The sequence below is a fragment of the Streptomyces sp. WAC 06738 genome (assembly GCF_003945505.1).
Classification (GTDB): domain Bacteria; phylum Actinomycetota; class Actinomycetes; order Streptomycetales; family Streptomycetaceae; genus Streptomyces.
Genome location: NZ_CP029618.1, coordinates 6,762,059 through 6,785,487, shown reverse-complemented (window position 1 = coordinate 6,785,487; position 23,429 = coordinate 6,762,059). Strand labels below are relative to the sequence as shown.

The 23,429-nt window shown below is 73.7% G+C and carries 21 protein-coding genes; 13 read left to right on the top strand and 8 right to left on the bottom strand.

The window, feature by feature from the left end; genetic code table 11:
- The first annotated feature begins 884 nt into the window (after positions 1 to 884).
- Positions 885 to 1,430: a DUF5709 domain-containing protein gene (locus tag DMB38_RS29620; protein WP_240662533.1), complete on the top strand. Its 546-nt coding sequence runs from the start codon at positions 885 to 887 to the stop codon at positions 1,428 to 1,430.
- A gap of 34 nt (positions 1,431 to 1,464) precedes the next feature.
- On the opposite strand, the gene DMB38_RS29615 is transcribed toward DMB38_RS29620, so the two are convergent.
- Positions 1,465 to 2,241: a DeoR/GlpR family DNA-binding transcription regulator gene (locus tag DMB38_RS29615; protein ID WP_125939363.1), complete on the bottom strand. Its 777-nt coding sequence runs from the start codon at positions 2,239 to 2,241 to the stop codon at positions 1,465 to 1,467.
- A 440-nt stretch (positions 2,242 to 2,681) separates the two neighbouring features.
- On the opposite strand from DMB38_RS29615, the gene DMB38_RS29610 reads away from it, so the two are divergent.
- The 8 genes from DMB38_RS29610 to DMB38_RS29575 all read left to right on the top strand — a co-directional run bounded on the left by DMB38_RS29610 (position 2,682) and on the right by DMB38_RS29575 (position 11,950).
- Positions 2,682 to 3,758: a sugar ABC transporter substrate-binding protein gene (locus tag DMB38_RS29610; protein ID WP_125937715.1), complete on the top strand. Its 1,077-nt coding sequence runs from the start codon at positions 2,682 to 2,684 to the stop codon at positions 3,756 to 3,758.
- A gap of 111 nt (positions 3,759 to 3,869) precedes the next feature.
- On the top strand, positions 3,870 to 4,715 hold the full coding sequence (locus DMB38_RS29605; protein WP_125937714.1) for an ATP-binding cassette domain-containing protein: 846 nt from the start codon (positions 3,870 to 3,872) through the stop codon (positions 4,713 to 4,715).
- A complete protein-coding gene (locus DMB38_RS29600; RefSeq protein ID WP_125937713.1) occupies positions 4,712 to 5,962 on the top strand; it encodes a sugar ABC transporter permease in 1,251 nt (416 codons plus the stop codon). Before DMB38_RS29605 ends, DMB38_RS29600 begins: the two co-directional genes overlap by 4 nt.
- Before the next feature lie 4 nt (positions 5,963 to 5,966).
- Entirely contained in the window at positions 5,967 to 7,508 is a 1,542-nt protein-coding gene (locus tag DMB38_RS29595; RefSeq protein ID WP_125937712.1) for an FGGY-family carbohydrate kinase, read from the top strand.
- Entirely contained in the window at positions 7,505 to 9,049 is a 1,545-nt protein-coding gene (locus tag DMB38_RS29590) for an FGGY family carbohydrate kinase (RefSeq protein WP_125937711.1), read from the top strand. Before DMB38_RS29595 ends, DMB38_RS29590 begins: the two co-directional genes overlap by 4 nt.
- Positions 9,046 to 9,714 carry a histidine phosphatase family protein gene (locus tag DMB38_RS29585; RefSeq protein WP_125937710.1) on the top strand — a complete coding sequence of 223 codons (669 nt, stop codon included), beginning with the start codon at positions 9,046 to 9,048 and terminating at the stop codon, positions 9,712 to 9,714. Before DMB38_RS29590 ends, DMB38_RS29585 begins: the two co-directional genes overlap by 4 nt.
- Entirely contained in the window at positions 9,711 to 10,739 is a 1,029-nt protein-coding gene (locus DMB38_RS29580; protein ID WP_125937709.1) for a 2-hydroxyacid dehydrogenase, read from the top strand. Before DMB38_RS29585 ends, DMB38_RS29580 begins: the two co-directional genes overlap by 4 nt.
- A gap of 20 nt (positions 10,740 to 10,759) precedes the next feature.
- Positions 10,760 to 11,950, top strand: a complete 1,191-nt coding sequence (locus tag DMB38_RS29575; protein ID WP_125937708.1) for a hypothetical protein — start codon at positions 10,760 to 10,762, stop codon at positions 11,948 to 11,950.
- A gap of 66 nt (positions 11,951 to 12,016) precedes the next feature.
- On the opposite strand, the gene msrB is transcribed toward DMB38_RS29575, so the two are convergent.
- The 4 genes from msrB to DMB38_RS29555 all read right to left on the bottom strand — a co-directional run bounded on the left by msrB (position 12,017) and on the right by DMB38_RS29555 (position 15,305).
- Positions 12,017 to 12,436 (bottom strand): peptide-methionine (R)-S-oxide reductase MsrB, encoded by a 420-nt coding sequence (msrB, locus tag DMB38_RS29570; protein WP_125937707.1) that lies wholly within the window; start codon positions 12,434 to 12,436, stop codon positions 12,017 to 12,019.
- 1 nt (position 12,437) lies between these two features.
- The gene (gene murC, locus DMB38_RS29565; RefSeq protein WP_125937706.1) at positions 12,438 to 13,847 is read right to left on the bottom strand and encodes a UDP-N-acetylmuramate--L-alanine ligase; all 1,410 of its coding nucleotides are present in this window, start codon (positions 13,845 to 13,847) and stop codon (positions 12,438 to 12,440) included.
- Between the two features lie 116 nt (positions 13,848 to 13,963).
- On the bottom strand, positions 13,964 to 14,431 hold the full coding sequence (locus tag DMB38_RS29560) for an indole-3-glycerol phosphate synthase (protein WP_125937705.1): 468 nt from the start codon (positions 14,429 to 14,431) through the stop codon (positions 13,964 to 13,966).
- Positions 14,432 to 14,537: 106 nt separating this feature from the next.
- Positions 14,538 to 15,305, bottom strand: a complete 768-nt coding sequence (locus tag DMB38_RS29555) for a pyrimidine reductase family protein (protein WP_125937704.1) — start codon at positions 15,303 to 15,305, stop codon at positions 14,538 to 14,540.
- Between the two features lie 65 nt (positions 15,306 to 15,370).
- Between DMB38_RS29555 and zapE the strand changes: the two genes are divergently transcribed.
- The 3 genes from zapE to DMB38_RS29540 all read left to right on the top strand — a co-directional run bounded on the left by zapE (position 15,371) and on the right by DMB38_RS29540 (position 19,123).
- Complete coding sequence (zapE, locus tag DMB38_RS29550; RefSeq protein ID WP_125937703.1) at positions 15,371 to 16,525, top strand: cell division protein ZapE; 1,155 nt, start codon at positions 15,371 to 15,373, stop codon at positions 16,523 to 16,525.
- Between the two features lie 103 nt (positions 16,526 to 16,628).
- Positions 16,629 to 17,990 carry an alkaline phosphatase PhoX gene (locus DMB38_RS29545; RefSeq protein ID WP_164716138.1) on the top strand — a complete coding sequence of 454 codons (1,362 nt, stop codon included), beginning with the start codon at positions 16,629 to 16,631 and terminating at the stop codon, positions 17,988 to 17,990.
- A 179-nt stretch (positions 17,991 to 18,169) separates the two neighbouring features.
- Positions 18,170 to 19,123, top strand: coding sequence for a polysaccharide deacetylase family protein (locus tag DMB38_RS29540; protein WP_125937702.1), 954 nt, complete (start codon positions 18,170 to 18,172; stop codon positions 19,121 to 19,123).
- Between the two features lie 55 nt (positions 19,124 to 19,178).
- Here the strand turns inward: DMB38_RS29540 and DMB38_RS29535 are convergent, their stop codons facing one another.
- Positions 19,179 to 19,856, bottom strand: coding sequence for an AIM24 family protein (locus DMB38_RS29535; protein WP_125937701.1), 678 nt, complete (start codon positions 19,854 to 19,856; stop codon positions 19,179 to 19,181).
- Positions 19,857 to 19,922: 66 nt separating this feature from the next.
- Here DMB38_RS29535 and DMB38_RS29530 point away from each other — a divergent pair, with 66 nt between their 5' ends.
- A complete protein-coding gene (locus DMB38_RS29530; RefSeq protein ID WP_125937700.1) occupies positions 19,923 to 20,675 on the top strand; it encodes a peptidyl-tRNA hydrolase in 753 nt (250 codons plus the stop codon).
- Positions 20,676 to 20,867: 192 nt separating this feature from the next.
- Here the strand turns inward: DMB38_RS29530 and DMB38_RS29525 are convergent, their stop codons facing one another.
- Both DMB38_RS29525 and DMB38_RS29520 read right to left on the bottom strand, forming a co-directional pair.
- On the bottom strand, positions 20,868 to 22,274 hold the full coding sequence (locus DMB38_RS29525) for an FAD-dependent oxidoreductase (RefSeq protein WP_125937699.1): 1,407 nt from the start codon (positions 22,272 to 22,274) through the stop codon (positions 20,868 to 20,870).
- 41 nt (positions 22,275 to 22,315) lie between these two features.
- Positions 22,316 to 23,284: a DUF4349 domain-containing protein gene (locus tag DMB38_RS29520; RefSeq protein WP_125937698.1), complete on the bottom strand. Its 969-nt coding sequence runs from the start codon at positions 23,282 to 23,284 to the stop codon at positions 22,316 to 22,318.
- Positions 23,285 to 23,429: the final 145 nt, after the last annotated feature.

The following is a 23,429-nucleotide window of genomic DNA, read 5'->3' as shown; positions in this document are numbered from 1 at the left end:
CCGCGATCGGTCCTACCCCGAAACGGTCTTCGCCCCCGCCCACCAAGGGCGCCGCGATCGGATCGGGCCCGGCGCCGCCCTGGCGCCCCCGACCACCGGGGGCATCGGCAACCAGACTGAGCCCGGATCCGTGGGGTCCGCCCACCGCCCGGGGGCATCCGTGATGGAGTGCAGCCGTCCCCAGCTTCCGCCCTCGTCCAGCGGGGCATCCGCGATCGGGCCCGCCCCGCCTCCGGGCTCTTCCTTCCGGCCGCCGGGGCACCGGCGATCGGGGAGACCCCGGCGCCCGGCGGCCCGCTGCCCCGTCCACCGGGCACGGCATCCGTAGTCCCAGTCGGACGGCGCCCGCTCCCTCCGGGCCACCCTTAGCTGCCGGTCTTTTACGGGCCGGAGTCCGGTGTCAAGGGTGGGGCGAAGCCCCATCGCGCAGCGACGCTCCTCGCAGCGAAGCGGAGAGGAGCGCCCTTGACACCGGACGCAGGCCCGCACACTCACAAGCGGGGTGGCCCGGGGGGAGCCCCAACGACACGGCCACTCCCCTCGCCGCTCCCCCGCACACCGGCCCACTCCACGCACCACAGCCACCCCGACGCCGTACCCCCGCACCCGGCCCACACAAACACGACGTACCAGCTCAGCGCCCTGACACCCCCCGCACTGTCAGACCAGGCGCATACCCTTGGGTGGGTGTGAGGGGACGTACGGGAAGGGGCGCATCAGACCCGGCGCATACCTTGGGTGGGTGTGAGGGGAGATGCGGGCGCGCCCCGCCACCCATTCGCCTCACCCCCCACCCCGCCACCCGATCGCCCCGCCCAGGTATCCCCGTCCCCCACGCCCCGCCGAGGATGACCCCAGCGGGATTTTCTCCACAGGAGGCGCGTGTGACGGGCAGCGACGGCGAAGAAGACAGCGCCGCTGGCGACGAGGTCTACCAGCCCTACGCCTCCGGCGCGCCCGGTGACGGTTCTCAGGACGACGAAGGGCTGCTGCCGCCCGAGGACACCCTCGACGGGTTCATCGACCCCCTCGACGAGGGCTACTCCCCGCCCGAGAAGCCCCGCGGGGTCGAGCACACCGGCGTCACCGCCGCCGAGCAGCGCCGCGGTGAGTCCCTGGACGAGCGGCTCGCCGAGGAGATCCCCGATCCGCCCCTCCTCCCCGACGACGACGGCATCGGCGACGCCGCCGACACCGACGGCGAGCCGATCGACGACGAAGTCGGCGATCGCCGCGCCGGCCGCCTCGTCGCCCCCGACGAAGGCGCCCACGACGACGAAGAGAAAGACATGATCGCCTCAGACGCGGGCATCAACGGCGCCGCCGCCTCCGCCGAGGAAGCCGCCGTCCACGTCGTCGACGAAGAATACGAATACGAATACGAGGACGAGGACGAGGACGAGGACGAGACCCCCGACGACCGCCCCTGAAACCGACCACCACCCCACCCCGCGATTCCGCCCCTCACTCCGGGTGCGCCACCAGCACCTCCACCCCGTCCGCCTGCAACGCGTCCAGATCCCCCGGCGGGATCCCCGAGTCGACGATGACCAGGTCGAAGGCCGTCACCGGAGCGAGCTGGTACAAGCCGTGGCGGCGGAACTTCGTGTGGTCGACCAGGAGGATCTTGCGGGCGCACGCCTCCATCAGCGCACGCTTGACCGCCACCGTCTCCTGCGACTGGTGGTAGCAGTGGCCCCGGGTGATCGCCGTCGTGGAGGCGAAGAGGGTGTCCGCGTACAGGCTCGTGACCGCGTCGACCGTGCGCAGGCCCAGGAAGGCGTCGTACGCGGGGTAGTACGTACCGCCCAGCGATATCAGCTCGATACCCGGGCTGCCGGCGAGGACCTGCGTGACCGGCACGAAATTGGTGATGACCGTCAGCGGCGCCTGCTGGGTGAGCAGCCGGGTCAGGGCCAGGGCCGTGGTGCTGTCGTCGATGATGACCGACTGGCCGGACTTCACCAGCGGCAGCGCCGCGCGGGCCAGGGCGTTCTTCTCCGCCGTCATCGCCTGGGTGCGGTGGCGTACGTCGCCGTGGAAGGCGGTCGAAGGCTGGGCGGTGGCGCCGCCGCGGACCTTGCGGAGCCAGCCCCTGCTCTGCAGGTGGTCGAGGTCCCGGCGGATGGTCATGGGGGTCACGCCGAGTTCGTCCGCCAACTGCTCGATGCGGACGAACCCTTCGTCCACGACGCGGCCTTTGATGCGGTCTCTTCGCTCCCGGGGCTTTCGCCCGCTCATGTCGGCCGGCTGCCGGGTCTCTGCCCCCATGGAAACTCCTGTTCTCTTTCTGTGAAGTGAACATTCCCGTATCCGGACGACGCGCACCGCTCAAGGCTGCGTACGCGACGGATGGCGACGCGACTGCCTGCGCCGTCACAGCCCCCCACCGCATCGGCCATCGCCCCGATGTTAACCGCCCCTGATCGAGCGAACACTCAAAGGGGTGCATGAGCGGGGTCAATTGTTCATTTTCTGAGGCCCGTTGACACGAATGAAACATCCGAGTTTCGTGTGCGTCGCCTTCCAAGCGCCCGCCGGGCACCCGGCAACCGCCGGGCAAGCGCCCGGCCGGCGCCCACCGAGGCCACCACGCCAAGGGCACGACACCGAGGGCACAGCGCCCCCGCGCCCCACCGCAGCCAGCGCCCACGAGCAAGGACACGAGCAAGGAGTGGAACATGAGACGACTGGCCAGTTTTGCTCTCGCCGGCATCCTCGCCACCGGCGCACTGACCGCCTGCGCCGAGGAGCCCGGCAGTTCGGGTGACGACGGCGAGGGCGGCGGCACCGGGGCCGGGAAGGTCGCGTTCCTCATGCCCGACCTGGCCTCCACGCGCTACGAGCAGTACGACGCCCCGCTCTTCAAGAAGCGGATGGGCGAGCTCTGCGACGAGTGCAAGGTCATCTACCAGAACGCCGACAGCGACGCCGCCCTCCAGCAGCAGCAGGCCAACTCCGCCATGGCGCAGGGCGCCAAGGTCATCGTCCTGGACCCGGTGGACTCCGAGTCCGCGGCGACCATCGTGCAGACCGCCCAGTCGCAGGGCGTCAAGGTCATCGCCTACGACCGGCCGATCCCGACCAAGCCCGCCGACTTCTACGTCTCGTTCGACAACGAGGCCATCGGCGAGTCCATCGGCCAGTCGCTCGTCGACCACCTCGACAAGGAGTCCGCCGAGGGCGGCATCCTCCAGGTCAACGGCTCGCCGACGGACGCCGCCGCCGGGCTGATCAAGAAGGGCATCCACAACGCCGTCGACGACAGCGGCTACAAGCTGCTCGCCGAGTACGACACCCCCGACTGGTCGCCGGAGAAGGCCCAGCAGTGGGTGAGCGGCCAGATCTCGCAGTACTCGGGACGCATCGCCGGGGTGGTCGCCGCCAACGACGGCACCGGCGGCGGGTCGATCGCCGCGTTCAAGGCGGCCGAGGCCCAGGTCCCGCCGGTCACCGGCAACGACGCCGAGCTTGCGGCCGTTCAGCGGATCATCGCGGGCGACCAGTACAACACCATCTCCAAGCCGATCAAGACCGTCGCCGAGGCCGCCGCCGAGGTCACGTACGCCTTCATGCAGGGCGAGAAGCCCAAGGCCGACACCGAACTCTTCGACACGCCGTCCCAGCTCTTCGAGCCGACCGTCGTGACGCAGGAGAACCTCAAGGAGGTCATCTTCGGCCCCGACGGCGTGCTGAAGGCCGAGGACGTCTGCACCCGCGCGTACGCCAAGGACTGCAAGAGCCTCGGGATCGGCTGACCGCACGCGGCCTCCGCACCAGGCGGCCCGCACACCCGGAAGCCGCCGCACCGAGCGGCTTTTGCACCCGGCAGCCTCCGCACCCGGCGAAACGAAAGGAAAAGGGTCACGATGACAGCCCCCGCCGCCCCGGCCGCGCCCACCGTGCTGTCCCTGCGCGGCGTCAGCAAGCAGTTCGGCGCCGTCGCCGCGCTCACCGGCATCGACCTCGACGTGGCCGCCGGCGAGGTGGTGGCCGTCGTCGGGGACAACGGCGCCGGCAAGTCCACGCTGGTGAAGATCCTGTCGGGGGTCTACACCCCCGACGGGGGCACCATCACCTTCCACGACCGGGAGGTGTCGCTCGGCTCCCCGGCCGACGCGCAGGCCATCGGCATCGCCACCGTCTTCCAGGACCTGGCGCTCTGCGAGAACCTCGACGTCAAGGCGAACCTCTTCCTCGGCCAGGAGCTACGCCCCTGGATGCTGGACGACGTCAGGATGGAGACCCGCTCCTGGGAACTGCTGCGGGAGCTGTCGGCCCGTATCCCCACCCTCGACGTGCCGGTGGCCGCCCTCTCCGGCGGCCAACGGCAGACGGTGGCGATCACCCGGGCGCTGCTGGGCAAGCCCGAGGTGATCCTCCTCGACGAGCCGACCGCCGCGCTCGGCGTGGCGCAGACGGCCGAGGTGCTGAACCTCATCGAGCGGCTGAAGGGCAACGGCCTCGGCGTCGTCATGATCAGCCACAACATGGACGACGTCCGCGCCGTGGCCGACCGGGTGGCGGTGCTCCGCCTCGGCCGCAACAACGGCGTCTTCGACGCCCGCGCCGTCACCTCGGAGCAGGTCGTCGCCGCGATCACCGGCGCGGTGGACAACGTGGTCGCGCAGCGCGCGGCCAGGAGAGCCGCGGCCGGCGAACCGCGGCCGGACGCGGCGACGCGGAATGAGCGGAAAGAGAAGGAACTGCCGTGACATCCCTGGACACTCCGCCGAGCAAGACCACCGACCTGATGGACGAGCGGCTGACGACGCCCCAGGGCATCGGCGACAGCGTCCGCGCCGCCGTCCGCCGCACCCGCGACGGCGACCTGGGCATGCTGCCCGTCGTCGCCGGCATCGTGGTCATCTGGACCATCTTCCAGTCGCTGAACCAGACCTTCCTGTCCAGCACCAACCTGGTGAACCTGGCCTTCGAGATGGTGCCGCTGGGCGTCATCGCGCTGGGCATCGTGTGCGTGCTGCTCGTCGGCCAGATCGACCTGTCGGTCGGCTCGGTCAGCGGCGTCTCGGCCGCGGCCACCGCCGTCGTCATGGTCAAGCACGAGCAGCCGATGGTGCTGGCCCTGACCGTCGCGATCGCCGGCGGCTGTGTGATCGGCTGGCTCTACGGCCAGATACTGAACCGCTTCGGCGTGCCGAGCTTCGTCGTCACCCTGGGCGGGCTGCTGGCCTTCCTGGGCCTGCAGTTGTGGCTGCTGCGCGACCAGAACGCGATCAACATCCCGTACGACTCGCCGCTGGTGAAGTTCGCACAGGTGTGGTTCGTGCCCGAGGCGCTGGCCTACGTCTTCGCGGTCGCGGCGGCCGGCGGCTTCCTCGCCGTGGGCTGGGTACGGGCCCGCAGCCGGCGCCGCGCCGGGCTGTCGTCCGCGTCGATGCAGTGGCTCGGGCTCCAGGCCGGGCTGCTGGCGGCGGCGCTGCTGTTCACGGTCTTCTACCTGAACCGCACCCGTGGCGTCCCCTGGATGTTCATGCTCTTCGTCAGCCTGGTGCTGATGGTGCACTACGTCCTCACCAAGACGAAGTTCGGGCGGTCCCTGTACGCGGTCGGCGGCAACGCGGAGGCGGCCCGCCGGGCCGGCATCGACGTCCGCGCCGTCTACACCTCCGCGTTCGTCATGTGCTCCGCGCTGGCGGCGACCGGCGGCGTGCTGGCCGCGGCGCGGCTGGCGGCGGCGAACCAGTCGACCGGCACCGCGGACGTCAACCTCAACGCCATCGCCGCCGCGGTCATCGGCGGCACCAGCCTCTTCGGCGGCCGCGGTTCCGCGTTCGCGGCGCTGCTGGGCGTGCTGGTCATCCAGTCGATCTCCAGCGGTCTGACGCTGCTGAACCTCGACTCCTCGTACCGCTTCATCATCACGGGCCTGGTGCTGCTCGTCGCCGTCGCCCTGGACTCCGCGGCCCGCCGGTCGCGGCAGGCACACGGAAGGGGCTGACGACATGGGTGAAGCGGACCTGACCGCCCTCGCGATCGACGCCGGCACCACCGTCGTCAAGGTCGTCGGCTACGGCCCGGACGGCGCGGAGCTGACGGTCGGCCGGCGCCCGACGCGGGTGACGCGGCCCCGGCCGGGCTGGGCCGAGCAGGACATGACCGACGTGTGGGACGCCGTGGCCTCCGCCGTACGGGAAGTGGTCGCCGCGCTGCCCGCGCCGCCCGCGTTCGTCGCGGTGACCGGGCAGGGCGACGGGGCCTGGCTGATCGACGGCGCGGGCCGGCCCACCGGTCCCGCGGTGCTCTGGAACGACGGCCGCGCCGCCGGCATCGTCGGCGACTGGGAGCGGGACGGGACCGTGGACGAGGCGTTCCGCATCTGCGGCTCGCGGCTGTCGACCGGCATGCCGAACGCGGTTCTGGCGTGGCTGCGCGCGCACGACCCGGACCGCGCCGCCCGCTCCCGGCACCTGCTGACCTGCGGCGGCTGGCTCTTCTACAAGCTGACCGGGCTGCCCGCCGTGGACGAGTCGGAGGCCGCGGCGCCGTTCCTGGACATCTCCGGGCGCACCTGGTCGGACCGGCTGTTCGAGCTGTACGGGGTGGAGTGGGCCCGCGAGCTGCTGCCGCCGCTGCGCGACGACGACCACCGCGTCACCCCCCTCGGCGCCGCCGCCGGCGCCGAGACCGGGCTGCCGGAGGGCATCCCCGTGGTGCTCGCCCCGTACGACATCTGCGCCACCGCGATCGGCTCGGGCGCGGTCAGCGCGGGCCGCGCGTGCACCATCCTCGGCACCACGCTCTCCACCGAGATCGTCACCGACGCGCCCCCCGCCCCCGGCCCCGCGGACACCCCGGTGGGCATCACCGTCCCGCTCGGCGTGCCCGGCCACTACCTGCGCGCCTTCCCCACGATGAGCGGCGGCGACATGCTCGACTGGGGCGCCAGGCTCCTCGGTCTTTCCTCGGCCGCCGAGCTGATGGAGCTGGCCGAGCGCGGCTCCGCGGGCACCGCGGGGGTGCGGTTCATGCCGTACCTCTCCCCCGCCGGCGAGCGCGCGCCGTTCTTCGACCCGGCCGCCCGCGGCTCGCTCACCGGACTGTCCCTGGACAGCGGCCGCGAGGACGTGGCGCGCGCGGTGGTGGAGGGGGTCACCCTGGCGATCCGCGACTGCCTCGCCGCGTCCCCCGCGGAGCCCGGCCTGCTGACGCTCAGCGGCGGCGGCACCCGCAGCGGGTTCTGGATGCGGCTGATCTCCGACGTGACGGGCGTGCCGGTGGCGGTCCCCGCCGACACCGAGATCGGTGCCCGGGGCGCGTGGCTGACCGGCGCCGTCGCGACCGGCAGGGAGCCGGACTTCGCGACGGCGGCGGCGCACCAGGTGCGTATCGCCGCGTCGTACGAGCCGGACCCCGCCCGCGCCGCGGACGGCCGCTACGCCGAGTTCCTGGAACTGCGCGAGCTGCACCGGCCGGTGTGGGCGCTGGGCCGGGAGCGTACGGCCGGCGGGACCGGATCCGCGCACGCGGGCGGAGCCGGCGCATGACCCACCCGGCTCCGGACGCCTGGCTCGGCATCGACCTGGGCACACAGGGCGTCCGCGCGGTGGCCGCCGACTCCGCCGGGCACCTGCTCGGCACGGGCACGGCCCCGCTGACCAGCGACCGGCGCGACGGCCGCCACGAGCAGGACCCGGACGAGTGGTGGCGCGCGGTCTGCGCCGCGGTCGGGGAGGCCCGCGCGGCGGGCGCGGACCCGCGCCGGATCCGCGCCGTGGCCGTCGACGCCACCTCCGGCACCGTCACCCTCACCGACCGCCGCGGGTGCGCCGTCACGCCCGCGCTGATGTACGACGACGGGCGCGCCGCCGCCGAGGCCGAGAAGGTCAACGAGGCCGGCGAGGCGCAGTGGACCCGGGCCGGCTACCGGCGGATGCAGCGCTCCTGGGGGCTGCCGAAGCTGCGCTGGCTGCTCGACCGGCATCCGCGGGCCGCCGCGGACGGCTGGCGGCTCGCCCATCAGAACGACGTGGTCAACCGCCGGCTCGTCGGCCACGACGTACCGGCCGACACCAGCAACGCGCTCAAGACCGGCGCCGACGCCGCCACCGTGACCTGGCCCGATGAGGTCTTCGCGGACCTCGGCATCCCCGCCGAGGTACTGCCGGGGCTGGTGTCGCCGGGGACCGTGCTCGGGGAGGTCTCCGCCGCCGCGGCGGCGGAGACCGGCCTGCTCGCGGGCACCCCGGTGGTCGCCGGGATGACCGACGGCTGCGCCGCCCAACTGGGCTCCGGGGCCACGGCGGTGGGGAGCTGGAACTCCGTCATGGGCACCACGCTGGTGCTCAAGGGCGTGACCGCGGACCTGGTCCACGACCCGGCGGGCGTCATGTACTCGCACCGCTCGCCCGCGGGCACCTGGCTGCCGGGCGGCGCGTCCAGCGTCGGGGCCGGGCTGGTGGCGCGGGAGTTCGCGGGCGCCGACCTGGACCGGCTGACGGCCGGGGCGGCGGAGCTGCTGCCGACCGGGCTGCTGCGCTATCCGCTGGTCTCGCCCGGGGAGCGGTTCCCGTTCGTCGCGCCCGAGGCGACGGCGTTCCGCAGCCGCGAGGCGGCGGGCCCGGCCGAGGACTTCGCTGCGCTGCTCCAGGGGGCCGCGTACGTCGAGCGTCTCTGCTTCGACTACGCCGACCTGCTCGGCGCGCCCGCCACCGGGGCCGTCGTCCTCACCGGCGGCGCGACCCGCAACCCGGTGTGGAACCAGCTCCGCGCCGACGTCCTGCGCCGCCCGGTGACGCTGCCGCGCCACGCGCAGCCGGCGCTGGGGATGGCCGTCCTGGCCGCCGCCGCCCTCGACGGCACCGGCACCGCTACCGGCTCCGGCGGCGCCGCCGGCAGCCCCGCCGCGGGCGGCGCCCTGGACCGCGCCGCCGCCGCGATGGTCCGGGCCGACCGCACCGTCGAGCCCCGCGACCCGTACCGATCCGCCCACGACGAGGGCTATGTCCGGCTCGTCGACCTGCTGGCCCGGCGCGGCTGGCTGCCCGAGGTCGTCGCGGCCCACGCACGAGAGAGGACCGCGTCATGAGCCTCAACGTCATCTTCGTCCGGCACGGGGAGAGCGTCTGGCACGGCGAGAACCGCTACGCGGGCGCCACCGACATCGACCTCACGGACCACGGCCGCGACCAGGCCGCCGCCCTCGCCGACTGGGCGGCGCAGGCGGGGCTTACGGCCGTGTGGTCCTCGCCGATGCTGCGCTGCCGGCAGACGGCGGCGGGCAGCGCGGCGGCAGCCGGGCTGCCGCTGCACCTCGACCCGCGCCTGCGCGAGCTGGACTTCGGCGTCGCCGAGGGGCTGACCCGCGCCGAGATGCGCGAGCGGATGCCCGAGGCGGTGGCGTCCTTCGAGGCCGACCCCGTGGCCGGCCACTTCCCCGAGGGGGAGGATCCGGCGGCGGTCGTCGAGCGGTACGCGGCCTTCCTCGCCGACCTGCGCGCGGAGCACGACACCGGTGCGCAGGGCGACGGCAAGCAGGCGGGCGGCAAGGAGAGCGACGGGCGGATACTCGTCGTCGCCCACTCCACCGCCATCCGGCTCACCCTCTGCCGGCTGCTCGGCCTGCCGCTGCGCGACTACCGCCGCCGCTTCCCCTACCTGGCCAACTGCGCCCTCAACGAGCTGGTCCTCAGCGACGGCACGCCTTCGCTGCTGACGCTGAACCGCCCCGTGACCCCCGGAGTCCCCGCGTGACCACCATCCTCGCCGCCGGCGACCACTTCGTCCGCAACGACCTGCTCCGCGACCGGCTCCGCCCGGTCGCCCCCGACGCCGACGTCCGCGAACTCACCCTGCCCTGGCCCGTCGAGCCGTTCGGACCGGTGGCCGAGGTGAAGGAGGCGTCGGGCACGGAGGACCAGCTCATCGAGGCCCTGGACGGCGTCGAGATCTGTGTGACGCAGATGGCGCCGCTCACCGAGCGGATCCTCGCCGCGAGCCCGGCCCTGCGGCTGTTCTGCGTCAGCCGCGGCGGCCCCGTCAACGCCAACCTGGACGCCGCCACCCGCCACGGCGTCGCCGTCACCTACGCCCCCGGCCGCAACGCCACCGCCACCGCCGAGCACACCGTGGCCCTGATGCTGGCCGCCGCCCGCCGGGTCCCCGCCACCCACGCGGACCTGGCGGCCGGCGTCTGGCGCGGCGACTACTACCGCTACGAGGCCGTCGGCCCGGAGCTGGAGGGCAGCACGGTCGGCATCGTCGGCTACGGCGCCATCGGCTCCCGCGTGGCCCGTATCGCCCGCGGCTTCGGCGCCCGCGTGCTCGTCGCCGACCCGTTCGCCGACGCGGCGGCCGTCGCGCCGGACGAACTGGTCGAGCTGCCCGAGCTGATGAACCGTTCCGCCTTCGTCACCGTGCACGCCCGCGCCACCCCGCAGACCGAAGGGCTGATCTCCCGCGAGCTGATCGGCCTCATGCCCGCCGGCGGCGTCCTCGTCAACTGCGCCCGCGGCTCCCTCGTCGACTACGACGCGGTCTGCGACGCCCTCGACGAAGGCCGGCTCTTCGGCGCCGCGTTCGACGTGTTCCCCGTCGAACCGCTGCCCGCTGACTCGCGACTGCCCCGTACCCCGGGCGTCGTGATGACCCCCCACCTGGCCGGCGCCAGCCGCCAGACCGCCCACAACGCGGCCGGCATGGTCGCCACCGAGGTCGGCCACCACCTGGCCGGCCGGCCCCTGATCCACTGCGCGAATCCGGAAGTGCGTAACCGATGAACCCGTGGAAAGGAACCCGCATGCGCGGCAAGTACCGTACGGCCAGAGCGGCCGTCGTCGCCGGCATAGCCGTCCCCGCCCTCCTCCTCACCGCCGCCCCGGCAGGCTTCGCGGCCGCCACCGCACCCGCCGCCGCCCCCGCGGCCAAGCCGCTCCCGTCCGACCTGCCCACCCACATCGAAGGCGGCGCGTGGCCGACGAGCCACGTCCAGGGCGTCACCGTCGACACCGAACGCGGCTTCGTCTACTGGTCGTTCACGCAGATGCTGGTGAAGACCGACCTCGACGGCAACGTGATCGGCACCGTCGAGGGCCTCACCGGGCACCTCGGCGACATCGACCTCAACAACCGCGACGGCCGCGTCTACGGCTCGCTCGAGTACAAGGCGGAAGAGGCGTTCTACATCGCCGTCTTCGACGTGGACAAGATCGACCGGGTCGGCATGAACGCCGAGACCGACGGCGTGATGACCGCCGTGCACCTCGACGAGGTCGTCGAGGACTTCACCGCCGACATGAACGGCGACGGCGTCTTCGACGGCGACACCGCGAACACCCCCGACCACCGCTACGGCTGCTCCGGCATCGACGGCGTCTCCTTCGGCCCGGAGTTCGGCAAGCGCGGCGGGGTGCAGAAGCTGATGGTCGCGTACGGCGTGTACTCCAACACCACGCGCGCGGACAACGACCACCAGGTGATCCTGGAGTACGACGTGCGCGACTGGCGCCGCTACGAGCGCCCGCTCTCGCAGGCGGAACCGCACCGCAGCGGCCCGAAGCGGACCGACGGCAAGTACTTCGCGTACACCGGCAACACCACCTACGGCGTGCAGAACCTCCAGTACGACCCGTACACCCGCAACTGGATCATGGCGGTCTACGACGGGGTGAAGGAGGGCTTCCCGAACTACTCGTTCTTCACCGTCGACGGCTCGAAGAAGCCGGTGCGCGGCGAGATCAAGGGCCAGGCGAAGCCCGAGGAGGGCAAGCTCCTCACGCTGCGCGACGCGGGCCTGAACGACCCCGCGACAGGCGTGCGCGGCTGGGAGTTCCACGGCAACTACGGCATCGACGCGCTGGGCGACGGCCGCTACTACGTCGCCGAGGGCCGTGCGGTGACCGAGGACGGCGTGCGCAAGCAGGAGGGCGAGGTCTACCTCTACCGCTGGACGGGCGAGACCCCGACCCCGTTCGCACGCGTCGAGGACTGACGCGGGGCGCTCTCGCGCCTCCCGGGCCCGCGTGTATCGGGGGCGGGCCCGGGGGGTTCCCGGCCGTTACCGCCCGGTGGACTCACCGGCGGGCAGCAGCCGCAGGGAGACGGAGTTGATGCAGTAGCGCTGGTCGGTCGGCGTCGGGTAGCCCTCGCCGCTGAAGACGTGGCCCAGGTGGGAGCCGCAGCGGGCGCAGCGCACCTCGGTACGGGCCATGCCCAGCGAGCGGTCCTCCAGCAGCTCGACGGCCTCGCTCTGCGCGGGGTCGTAGAAGCTCGGCCAGCCGCAGTGGCTCTCGAACTTCTCCGTGGAGCGGAAGAGCTCCGCGCCGCAGGCCCGGCACTCGTAGACGCCCTCGGTCTTGGTGTCGGTGTACTCGCCGGTAAAGGCGGGCTCCGTGCCCGCCCGCCGGAGCACGCGGTACTCCTCGGGCGACAGCTCCGCGCGCCACTGCTCGTCCGGCTTGTCGACCTCGTATGTCATCTCAGCCCTCCAGTCGGGACAGGATCCGGGGTCCCAGCTCGGTGACGTCCCCTGCCCCCATGGTGAGAACGAGATCACCGGGCTTCGCCATTCCGGCGACGAGGCCGGGGACGGCGGCCATGTCGGGCGCGAAGGTGACGTCCGCGCCCTGCGCGCGGGCGGCGTCGATGATGATGTCGCTGGTCACGCCGGGGATGGGGTCTTCGCGGGCGGGATAGATGCCGAGCACCAGGGAGGCGTCGGCGAGCGCGAGGGCCTGGCCCATCTCGGTGCCCAGCTCGCGGGTGCGCGAGAACAGGTGCGGCTGGAAGACGACGAGGATGCGGCCGGAGCGGCCCCCGTGGCCGTCGTCCGCGGCGGCCCGTACGGCCTCGAGGTCCGCGCTCATCTCGGTGGGGTGGTGCGCGTACGTGTCCACGACCCGGACGCCCCCCGCCGTGCCCTTGGGCTGCAGCCGCCGGCCGACGCCCGTGAAGGACGCCAGCGCGGGCGCCAGCTCCGCGGCGGGCACGCCGGCCGCGGCGCCTGCGGCCAGGGCCGCGACGGCGTTGTGGGCGTAGTGGCGGCCGGGGACGGAGACACCGAAGGTGAGCTTCGCGCCGTCGAGCACCACGGTGACCTCGCTGGCCAGGCCCTTGGGGGTGACGGAGAGCACGCGCGCGTCGGCGTCGGGCGACTCGCCGTAGGTCACCGTACGCACGCCGCTCGCGGCCAGCCGCCGGGTCAGCTCGCGGGCGCCGGGGTGGTCGGCGGAGACGACGAGGGTGCCGCCGGGGACGATGCGGGCGGCGAAGGTCTCGAAGGAGGCGTAGATCTCCTCCAGCGAGGCGTAGTTGGCGTGGTGGTCCAGCTCGACGTTGAGGACGATGGCGACCTCGGGCGCGTACTTGTGGAAGCTGCGGTCGCTCTCGTCCGCCTCGGCGACGAAGAGGTCGCCGGTGCCGTGGTGCGCATTGGAGCCGGGGGCGTCGATGTCGCCACCGATGGCATACGACGGGTCGCGGCCGAGGCTGCGCAGGGCGACGGCGAGCATCGAGGTGGTCGTCGTCTTGCCGTGGGTGCCGGCGACGGCGATGGGGCGCAGCCCGTCCATGACGGCGGCGAGGGCGTCGGAGCGGTGCACGACGGGCAGCCCGCGCGCGCGGGCGGCGGCCAGCTCGGGATTGTCCTCGCGGATGGCGGAGGAGACGACGACGGCGCTGGCGCCGGGGTCCAGGTGCCCAGCGGCGTGGCCGAGGTGCACGACGGCGCCCAGCTCGCGGAGCGCGGCGACCGTGCCGGACTCGCGGGCGTCGCTGCCGGCGACGGCGGCGCCGCGCTGGGCGAGGATCTTCGCGATGCCCGACATACCGGCGCCGCCGATGCCGACGAAGTGCGGACTCTCCAGCGTGGGCGGGATCCCCGGGGTCATGTGGTGCGCTCCTTGGGCTCGGGTGGGACGCGACGATTCTCGCACCCCGCACCGACAATCCGGTGCCACCGCCGGGCGCGGGCGGCGCGTGGCCCCGTCCCGGCGCGCGGCCGGGTTCAGCCTTCGTGCGCGAAGAGCTTCAGCACCGGCACGCCGACCTTGTGCCGGGCCCGGGAGGCCCAGTCGCGGTGGAAGAACTCCTCCACCAGGTGCGGCGCGGTGAGGACGATGACCTCGTCGGCCCGCGTCTGCTCCACGACGGACTGCAGCAGGTCGAGCGGGTGCCGGTCGACGATCTCGCCGACGGCCTCCGCTCCCTTCTCGCGCAGCGCCTTCAGGGAGTGCTCCAGCGCCAGCTTGGCGGTGGGCAGCGCCTCGTGCCCCTCCGGCTCGTCCGTCTCGCGGACCGCGTCCTCCAGCTCTCCGAGGGCTACGTCGTCGAGCGCCCGCAACAGCACTCCCTGGTCTCCGCGGGGTTGCAGCAGCACGACGAAGCTGACGGGCTCCTGACCGTGGAGCGTGGTGACCATCTCCACATCCACGGGTGCGAGCGGCTTCTCGATCATCAGGACGGTGGTGAACACGATGAACGCCCTTCTTCCGCACAGGCACACAGACCACGTCAGAAACGATCCTGCCGACTTAGTCTGCCCCAGCACGGCTAAGCGGAACTTGATATTCCGCAGATTGTCAGAACCGACGGTAACGCGTGAACAGGAAGCCGGCCTCCTCCATGACCGACTCCAGGCCGAGGCCCAGCGGCTCCGCCGCCGAGGCGGTGCCGTGCATGATCCGGGGCCCGTCTCCCAGCGCCACCCGGGGCGCCAGGGTCAGGCACAGCTCGTCGAGCACCCCCGCCCGGGCGAAGCGGCCCAGCGCCGAGGGGCCGCCCTCCGTCAGCAGCCGCCGGTGCCCGCGCTCCGCGAGCGCGGCGACGGCCGCCGCCGGGTCTGCGCCCGGGCCCTCCCCCGCGACCACGACCTCCGCCCCCGCCGCCCGGGCCGCGGCGACCCGCTCCGCGGGCGCCTGCGCGCCCGTGAGCAGCAGCGTCGGCACGGCCGGCGCGGTGAAGAGCGGCAGCGAGAAGTCCAGGTCGAAGGAGGCGGTGAGGACCGCGACGGGCGGCGCGGGGGTCTGGCCCGCCACGGCCCTGCGGGCGGCGAACGCCTCGCGGACGCGGGCCGGCCGGTACCCCTCCAGGCGTACCGTTTCTGCACCCACGACCACCACGTCGGCAAGCGCCCGCAGCACGCCGAAGAGGCGCATGTCCGCCGGGGACGACAGCGGCTGGGAGCGCCCGTCGAAGGCCGCGGCGCCGTCGACGGAGCTGACCATGTTGGCCCGTAGCCAGACGTCTTCCCCCGGGGGGTATGCGTAGGCGTCCGCGAGCTCGTCCAGGGACCACTCGCGGTCGGCGAGGGCGGACGGATCTGCGGGTACGGGCAGCAGGCGGCGCATATGCGGCAGTGTGGCATGACGTACTGGTGTACGGCTTGCCGAGGCATCGACCGTACAGTGAGAACGTGTCCCCTTCCGCCTCCGCCTCCACCGCCGACACGCCCGGCGGCATAGCCCCCGGGGCGCTCACCGGCCGCGAGCCGCGCGTGCCCGCCGAACGGCTGGTCGCCGAGCTGGTGCCGCCACCGCGCTTCGACGCGGTGCGCTTCTCGACGTACGTGCCGGACCCGGCCCGCCCCAGCCAGGCGGAGGCCGTACGCGCCCTCGCCGCCTTCGCCGCCGGGCTCGGCGGCGGCGCCACCGCGGTGGGCGGCCGGCGGCCCTGGTGGCGGCGGGCGCCGAAGGAGCCCGCCGGGCCGCGCGGGGTGTATCTGGACGGCGGCTTCGGCGTCGGCAAGACGCACCTGCTGGCCTCGCTCTGGCACGCCACCGAGGCGGCGCCCGAGCTGAAGGGCTTCTGCACCTTCGTCGAGCTGACGAACCTGGTGGGCGCGCTGGGCTTCCAGCAGACGGTGCGCACCCTCGGGGACCACCGGCTGCTGTGCATCGACGAATTCGAGCTGGACGACCCCGGCGACACCGTGCTGGTCTCCAGCCTCCTCGGCAAGCTCGTCGACTCCGGCGTCGCGCTGGCCGCCACCTCCAACACCCTGCCGGGCAAGCTGGGCGAGGGCCGCTTCGCCGCGGCCGACTTCCTCCGCGAGATACAGGGCCTGGCGGACCGCTTCCGCCCGCTGCGCATCGACGGCGACGACTACCGCCACCGCGGGCTGCCGGCAGCCCCCGCCCCGCTGACCGACGAAGCCGTCGGCCGCGCCGCCCACACCGTCCCCGGGGCCACGCTCGACGCCTTCCCCGACCTCATCGGCCATCTCGCACGGGTCCACCCCAGCCGCTACGGCGCGCTCACCGACGGTGTACGCACCGTCTGCCTGACCGGCGTGCGGCCGGTGGCCGACGAGGCGACGGCGCTGCGGCTCGTGGTGCTCGCGGACCGGTTGTACGACCGGGAGATACCCGTGCTCGCCTCCGGCGTGCCGTTCGACCGGCTCTTCGGCGACGACATGCTCGCCGGCGGGTACCGCAAGAAGTACTTTCGCGCGATATCCCGGCTCACCGCGCTGGCCCGCGACGCCCGCTCTGACGTGGAAAAACGGGACACCCCGGACGACTCCGCGGCGGCCGGCGGCAGCGGCGGCACACCGCCGCCACAGGAGTAGACCCTTCACACACCTCTCACCTGGTTCACTTTCAGTTCACCGAGTGGTACACACGGTCGGGTCACCGTTTTCCTGTCCGTCAGCAGGGAGTTGGTCTTTCCGCATGGCTGCAACACGACGTCAGGTCCTCGCCCGTACCGGCGCGCTGGGCGCCGGCATCGCCTTCACCGGAAGCGTCTCCGAGCTGTACGCCGGCACCGCCGCCGCGCACGCCCCGCAGGACGCCGGCTACGGCCCGCTCGTCCCCGACCCCAACGGCCTCCTCGACCTCCCCAAGGGCTTCGAGTACCGGGTGCTCTCCCGCGAGGGCGACCAACTGCTCTCCGGCGAGGGCGCCGTGCCCAGCAATCACGACGGCATGGCCGCCTTCCGCGCCCGCGGCGGAGACGTCCGGCTCGTCCGCAACCACGAGAACCGCCCCACCGCGACCCACCGCGTCCCCGCCATCGACGGCCTCACCTACGACCCGATGGGCATGGGCGGCTGCACCGTGCTGGAGGTCGGCAAGGACGGCGAACTCGAGGGCGAGCGCGTCGGCATCGCCGGCACCGCGGTCAACTGCGCCGGCGGGCCCAGCCTCTGGGGCACCTGGCTGACCTGCGAGGAGACCGAGGACAAGGCCGGCACCAACGGGTACACCAAGGACCACGGCTTCATCTTCGAGGTCGACCCCGTCGACCCGCACGAGAGCGGCGCCGAGCCGCTCACCGCGATGGGCCGCTTCCAGCACGAGGCCGTCGCCTTCGACCCGTCCAACGGCGTCGTCTACGAGACGGAGGACGCCTTCCAGCACCCGTTCGGGCTGTTCTACCGCTTCCTGCCGAAGAAGCCCAAGGGCGGCCTCGGCTCCCTGCGGGCCGGCGGCGAACTTCAGGCCATGCGGGTGCCGGACGTGCCGGACCTGTCGGTGGTCGAGGAGATCGGCACCACGTTCGACAACGTCGAGTGGATCGAGGTCCCCGACCCGCTGGCGGCCGGGACCCCGATCCGCCACCAGGACTTCGGGCGCCCCATGTCGCACGCGCAGAAGCTGGAGGGCTGCTACTGGGGCGGCACGTCGGTCTACTTCGTCTCCAGCTTCGCCAAGTCCTCCGAGGGCTCGGGCGGCGACCACTTCGGCCAGGTGTGGCGCTACACCCCGCGGACCAACGAGCTGAAGCTCGTCATCCGCTTCGGCCCCGACCACGGCGTCGACACCCCCGGCGAGTCCCCCGACAACATCGCCCTGTCGCCGTCGGGCGGCCTCTTCCTCTGCGAGGACGGCGGCGGCGAGCAGCACGTGTACGGGGTCTCGCGGCGCGGCGAGGTCTTCGCGGTGGCGCGCAACCGGCAGAACACGGGCAGCGCGGAGGACCCGGAGTACGGCGAGTTCGCCGGCGTCACCTTCTCGCCGAACGGCCGGACGATGTATGTGAACTGCTACGCGCCCGGCACCACGTTCGCCATCACCGGCCCCTGGCGGTAGCCCGCCCGGCAGATACGCGCCGCACGAGGCGGCATCGGCACGGCGCCCGGCGCCGGCCCGGCGGAGGACCGGTTCAGACCCGTCCGCCGCCCGGGCCGGCGCCGCGGCGGGTCGTAGCCCGTTCACCCGGGCGCTCGCTCCGGCGCGCGCGCCCCCGGAAGCGCTCTTACGCTCCCCGCATGATCGACTTCCGGCGCCCGCGCCCCGCCCGCGCGGCCCTCGTCGCGCTGCTCGCCCTCTTCCTCCCGGCGTGCGCCCAGCCGTCCGCGCCCTCCGCCCCCTCGGCACCGGCCGGCGCGCCCGCGGCCCGGGAGCACAGCGACCACCCGGCCGCGTACGGGACGGCACGACCGCCGAAGGAGCCCGAGGGCGGGACCCGGAGCGGGACCCTGCGCGAGGCGCGCGGCGAGGCGCGCGAGAAGGCGCACGGGGAGGCCAAGGCGGCCCGCGCGGGGCTCGCGCCGGTGTGGCGGCACGGCGCGCGCGGGGGCGCGGGCGGCAAGCGCGTCGCGCTCACCTTCGACGCCGACATGATGGCCGACCAGCACGACCGCGCCGACGCCGGCGAGCGGTTCGACAATCCCGGTCTCATCGCCGCGCTACGGCAACTGAAGGTGCCCGCGACCGTCTTCATGACCGGCACCTGGGCCGCCCGCTACCCCGGCCAGGCCCGCGCCATCGGCCGCGACCCCCTCTTCGAGGTGGCCAACCACTCCTACAGCCACCGCGCCTTCGCCACCCCCTGCTACGGCCTGCCCCAGGTCGACCCCGGCACCATGCGCGCCGAGGTCGAGCGGACCTTCGCCGAGCTGCGCCGCGCGGGCGTGCCCGCGCCCGTCCCGTACTTCCGCTTCCCCGGCGGCTGTTACGACGACGCGGCGCTGCGCGCCCTCGCCCCGACGGGCGTGACCGCCGTGCAGTGGGACGTCCCCAGCGGCGACGCGTTCGCCACCGACCCGGGCGCGGTGGCGGAGGAGGTGCTGACACGGGTGCGGCCGGGTTCCGTGGTGGTCCTGCACGTCACGCGCAGCGCGGCGCCGGTCACCGAGCAGGCGGTGCGCGAGATCGTGCCCGAGCTGCGCCGGCGCGGCTACGGCTTCGCCAAGGTCTCCGAGCTGATGGCGGCGCGCTGAGGCCCGTACGGGACGGGCCGCGGCGGCACCCTCGCCCCCGCCGCGGCGTCCCGGGTCACCCGGTGGGCGCCCCCGTGCCGGTCTCGCTCGGCCGCACCACGACGAAGCCCTCGCCGTCCAGCCGGAGCTGCATGACCTCGCCGGAGCCGCCGCGGATCATCGACCCGAAGCTCTGCGAGCGGTGCAGCCCCGTCTGGAGCTGGGTGCTCCAGCCGACGACCGCGTCGGTGTCGACGAAGACCGGATAGCCCGGCGAGACGGGGATGACGATCGGGGTGCCGTCGCAGACCACGCCCAGCCGGCCCTGGCCGGTGAAGACGCTGTTGAACAGCCCGCCGCCCGCCATGCCCGCGCCCTTGACCACCTTGATGTCGTACGACAGCGTCGAGTCGAAGCACAGCACGTTGCGCCCGTTGAGCGTGAGGCTGTCGTTCGGCTGGTCGAAGTCCAGGATGAAGCAGTTGGCCGCGCTCAGCGCGAACCAGCACTCTCCCTGCCCCTTCACCGACATGAGCGCCAGGCCCTCGCCGGTGACCGCGCGCTTGAGGAACTGCCCCGCCCCCTGGCCCTTCTTCTCGAACTGCAGATTGCCCCGGTAGGCGATCATCGCGCCCTGCCGGGCCAGGCACTCGCCGTTGACGGCGTACTTGATCGACTTGGCATTCTGCAGAGTCATGCCGACCTGCGTGGCAGGCTCGGCCATGTTTTCCTTAGCGAACAAATCACTGCGCATACGGGCATGATCCGCCGGAATCCCTCGCTCCGCCAAGCGGGCTGCGCCCCTGGCACACTTGATCGTGTGACCGGCACCGAGACCAGCCCCTTCCAGCACGAGGCGGTGAGCCGCGACGACCTGCCGCAGTTCGTCCTCCCCCTCGTCGTACGCATCGAGCGCACCGGCCCGCCCACGCGCACCGACGCCCTCCAGACGGCGGCGCGGGCGGTGCTGGTCCTGCTGGCGGACGAGCGCAGCACGGGCGAGGGCCCGTGGGCCCGGGCGGTACGGGACTGGCAGGACGCCCGGATCCGCAAGGTGGTGCGGCGGGCGCGGGGCGCGGAGTGGCGCCGGGCGGAGGCGCTGCCGGGGATCACGGTGACGTCGGCGGCCGGCGGGGGCGCCGGGGACGGCCCGGCCCCCGGGTCCGGCGCCGCCGAGGTGCGGGTCTTCCCGCCCGTACCGCTCGACGGCTGGCCCAAGGACCTCGCCCGGCTCCAGGTCTCCGGCACCGACCTCGACGACCCCGAGTCCCCGCCCCCGCCCCCGGCCGGCGTCCCGGTGCTGTGGCTGGCGCCCGGGCTCGGCATGACCGCCGGCAAGGCCATGGCCCAGGCGGGCCACGGCGCCCAGCTCGCCTGGTGGGAGCTGGGCGACGAGGAGCGCGCGGCCTGGCGCGCCGCCGGCTTCCCCCTCGCCGTCCGCACGGCCGCGCCGGAGCACTGGGCGGAGCTGGTCGCGAGCGGGCTGCCGGTGGTGAGGGACGCCGGGTACACGGAGATCGCGGCGGGCAGTTGCACGGTCGTCGCCGACCACCCCGCGCTGCGTACCGGCTGACCCGCGGCCGTACGGGCACGCGCGCGGAAGACACACGTCGCGGTGCACGCGCGCGTACGGGCACGGGCACGGCCGGCGCCGCTTCTCCGCCGCCACCCGCACGCCCCGCGCCACCGGCGTGCCGCCGAGCGGCGTCTCCTGGATCCGGCTCACCCGGCCCGTACAGGCCGGGTGAGCCGGGCCGCCGTCCCGTCAGCCGCCGTCTGTCCCGCGTGCGTCCTCCGTGACGGCCGCCGCCGCCTTGCGCGCCGCGACCAGCACCGGGTCCCACACCGGCGAGAACGGCGGCGCGTACCCCAGGTCCAGGGCCGTCATCTGCTCCACCGTCATACCCGCCGTCAGCGCCACCGCCGCGATGTCCACGCGCTTGCCCGCGCCCTCGCGGCCGACGATCTGCACCCCGAGCAACCGCCCCGTGCGCCGCTCCGCGAGCATCTTCACGTGCATCAGCGCGGCCCGCGGGTAGTAACCGGCGCGGCTGGTCGACCGGATGGTCACCGTCACGTACTGCAGGCCCACCTCGCGCGCCTGCGCCTCCAGCAGACCCGTACGGGCGATCTCCAGATCGCACACCTTGCTGACGGCCGTGCCGACCACGCCGGGGAACGTGCCGAAGCCGCCGCCGACGTTGCGGCCGATGACCTGCCCGTGCTTGTTGGCGTGCGTGCCCAGCGGGATGTACCGCTCGCGGCCCGAGACCAGGTCGAGCACCTCCACGCAGTCGCCGCCCGCCCACACGTTCTCCTGCCCCCGCACCCGCATCGCCAGGTCCATCAGCAGCCCGCCGGACTCGCCCAGCGGCAGCCCCGCCTCCCGCGCGAGCCCGGTCTCCGGGCGCACCCCGAGGCCCAGGACGACGACGTCCGCCGGATACTCGCCGTTGGCCGTGGCCACGCCGCGCACCTCGCCGTCGGTGCCGGTGAGGATCTCGGTGACCTCGGCGCCGGTGACGATCCCGATGCCGTTGCCGTTCATCGCCTCGTGCACCAGGGCGCCCATGTCCGGGTCGAGGGTGCTCATGGGCTGTTCTGCGCGCTCCAGCACGGTGACGTGGATCCCGCGGTGGCAGAACGCCTCCGCCATCTCCACCCCGATGTAACCGGCGCCCACCACGACCGCGTGCCGCACCTGCTGCTTCTCCAGCCGGTCCAGCAGCTCCTGGCCGTCGTCCAGGCTCTGCACCCCGTGCACCCCGGGAGCGTCGATGCCGGGCAGCGGCGGGCGCAGCGGCCGGGCGCCGGTGGCGATGACGAGGTGGTCGAAGCCGTGCCAGCGCTCCTGCGCGCCGGCCTCCTCGTCGAGGGCACGGGTGCGGACGCACTGCCGGTCGAGGTCGATCTCCGTGACCTCGGTGCGCATCCGCAGGTCGATGCCGCGCGCACGGTGCTCCTCCGGGCTACGGGCGATGAGCTGGTCCCGCTCGGGGACCTCGCCGCCGACCCAGTACGGAATCCCGCAGGCGGAGTACGACGTGAACCGGCCGCGCTCGAACGCGGTGATCTCCAGCTCGTCCGGCGTCCGCATCCGGCGCGCCTGCGACGCCGCGGACATGCCCGCCGCATCGCCGCCGATGACCACCATCCGCTGCTTGGCCCCCATGACGCTCCCTTTCGTCGCCGTGCAGGACACGCTACGACGGGTTACTCCGGCTCGCCGCCCTGGGGTGTCGGCTGCCCGGGGAACGGACTGGGCGGCGGGGCGATGTGCCGGCGCGGCAGCCGGCCGCGCAGCCACCGCCAGGCCAGAGCGAGCAGGACGAGGAGCGCGGCGAAGGGCAGCGACGCGGAAACGGCGATCAGCACCCCGCGCAGGCCCGTGACGAAGGCGTCCCAGCCGCCGGCCAGCGCGTCGGCGACGCCGGTGCCGTCGTCCTCGTCCGCCGGGGGCGCGGCGGCGGTCCTGCGCAGCTCCAGGGTGATCGTGCCGAGTTCGGTGCGCTCCTTGAGCGAGGACTGCTGGGCGAGGAGGGCTTCCAGGTCGGCCTGGCGGGTGCCGAGTTCCCCCTCCAGGGTGACGACGTCAGCGAGTTTCGTGGCGTCGTCCATCAGGTCCCTGATGCGGGCGACGCTCGCGCGCTGGGACCGTACCCGGCTGTCGACGTCCACGACCTCGTCGGTGACGTCCTTCACCTCCACGTCGCGGTCGACGACGCGGCCCAGCTCCGTGAGGTCGCCGAGGACGGCGTCGTACTCCCCCGCGGGGACCCGCAGGGTGAGCCTGGCGCGCGCGGGGGCGCCGGGCTCCTGGCTGGTCGACTCGTCGCCGACGTAGCCGCCGGCGCCTTCGGCGAGCGTGCGGGCGGAGTCGGCGGCTCCGGCCAGGTCCTTGGTTCGGATGGTGATCGCGGCGGTGCGGACGAGGGCCTGCGGCGCGAGGGTGACGCCCTCGGCGGCGGTGGCGCCGCCGCGGGGTGCGGACGAGTCGGCGGAGTCACCGCCGGCGTCGGCGCCGCCGCCTTCGCGCGGTGCCGCCCCCTGCGCCTTGGCGTCGTCACGGGCGGAGCCGCCGTCGGCGGAGTCCGCCCCGCTGCCGGAGCAGCCGCCGACGGCGAGCGCGGCGGCGAGCAGCGCGGCGGCGAGCGCGGATCTGGTCTTGATACGTGCGGGCATCGTCGAACCCCCCAGGTGTCGGGTCTGTGCTGCTTCGACGGGGCGGCGGGGGCGGAGGTTCGGGACGGCGGGTCCCGGAAGGGTCACGATCGGACTACGCGGAGGGCGCGGTGCGCCGGGCGCGGGTGCGGGCGGGTGCGTGCGA

Bases quoted from the DNA above. Each gene is read 5' to 3' on its own strand.
- DMB38_RS29575 (WP_125937708.1), top strand. From the start codon at position 10,760: ATGCGCGGCAAGTACCGTACGGCCAGAGCGGCCGTCGTCGCCGGCATA.
- DMB38_RS29585 (WP_125937710.1), top strand. From the start codon at position 9,046: ATGAGCCTCAACGTCATCTTCGTCCGGCACGGGGAGAGCGTCTGGCAC.
- DMB38_RS29520 (WP_125937698.1), bottom strand. From the start codon at position 23,284: ATGCCCGCACGTATCAAGACCAGATCCGCGCTCGCCGCCGCGCTGCTC.
- DMB38_RS29610 (WP_125937715.1), top strand. From the start codon at position 2,682: ATGAGACGACTGGCCAGTTTTGCTCTCGCCGGCATCCTCGCCACCGGC.
- DMB38_RS29615 (WP_125939363.1), bottom strand. From the start codon at position 2,241: ATGAGCGGGCGAAAGCCCCGGGAGCGAAGAGACCGCATCAAAGGCCGC.
- murC (WP_125937706.1), bottom strand. From the start codon at position 13,847: ATGACCCCGGGGATCCCGCCCACGCTGGAGAGTCCGCACTTCGTCGGC.
- DMB38_RS29605 (WP_125937714.1), top strand. From the start codon at position 3,870: ATGACAGCCCCCGCCGCCCCGGCCGCGCCCACCGTGCTGTCCCTGCGC.
- DMB38_RS29540 (WP_125937702.1), top strand. From the start codon at position 18,170: ATGATCGACTTCCGGCGCCCGCGCCCCGCCCGCGCGGCCCTCGTCGCG.
- DMB38_RS29590 (WP_125937711.1), top strand. From the start codon at position 7,505: ATGACCCACCCGGCTCCGGACGCCTGGCTCGGCATCGACCTGGGCACA.
- msrB (WP_125937707.1), bottom strand. From the start codon at position 12,436: ATGACATACGAGGTCGACAAGCCGGACGAGCAGTGGCGCGCGGAGCTG.
- DMB38_RS29595 (WP_125937712.1), top strand. From the start codon at position 5,967: ATGGGTGAAGCGGACCTGACCGCCCTCGCGATCGACGCCGGCACCACC.
- DMB38_RS29535 (WP_125937701.1), bottom strand. From the start codon at position 19,856: ATGCGCAGTGATTTGTTCGCTAAGGAAAACATGGCCGAGCCTGCCACG.
- DMB38_RS29555 (WP_125937704.1), bottom strand. From the start codon at position 15,305: ATGCGCCGCCTGCTGCCCGTACCCGCAGATCCGTCCGCCCTCGCCGAC.
- DMB38_RS29545 (WP_164716138.1), top strand. From the start codon at position 16,629: ATGGCTGCAACACGACGTCAGGTCCTCGCCCGTACCGGCGCGCTGGGC.
- DMB38_RS29525 (WP_125937699.1), bottom strand. From the start codon at position 22,274: ATGGGGGCCAAGCAGCGGATGGTGGTCATCGGCGGCGATGCGGCGGGC.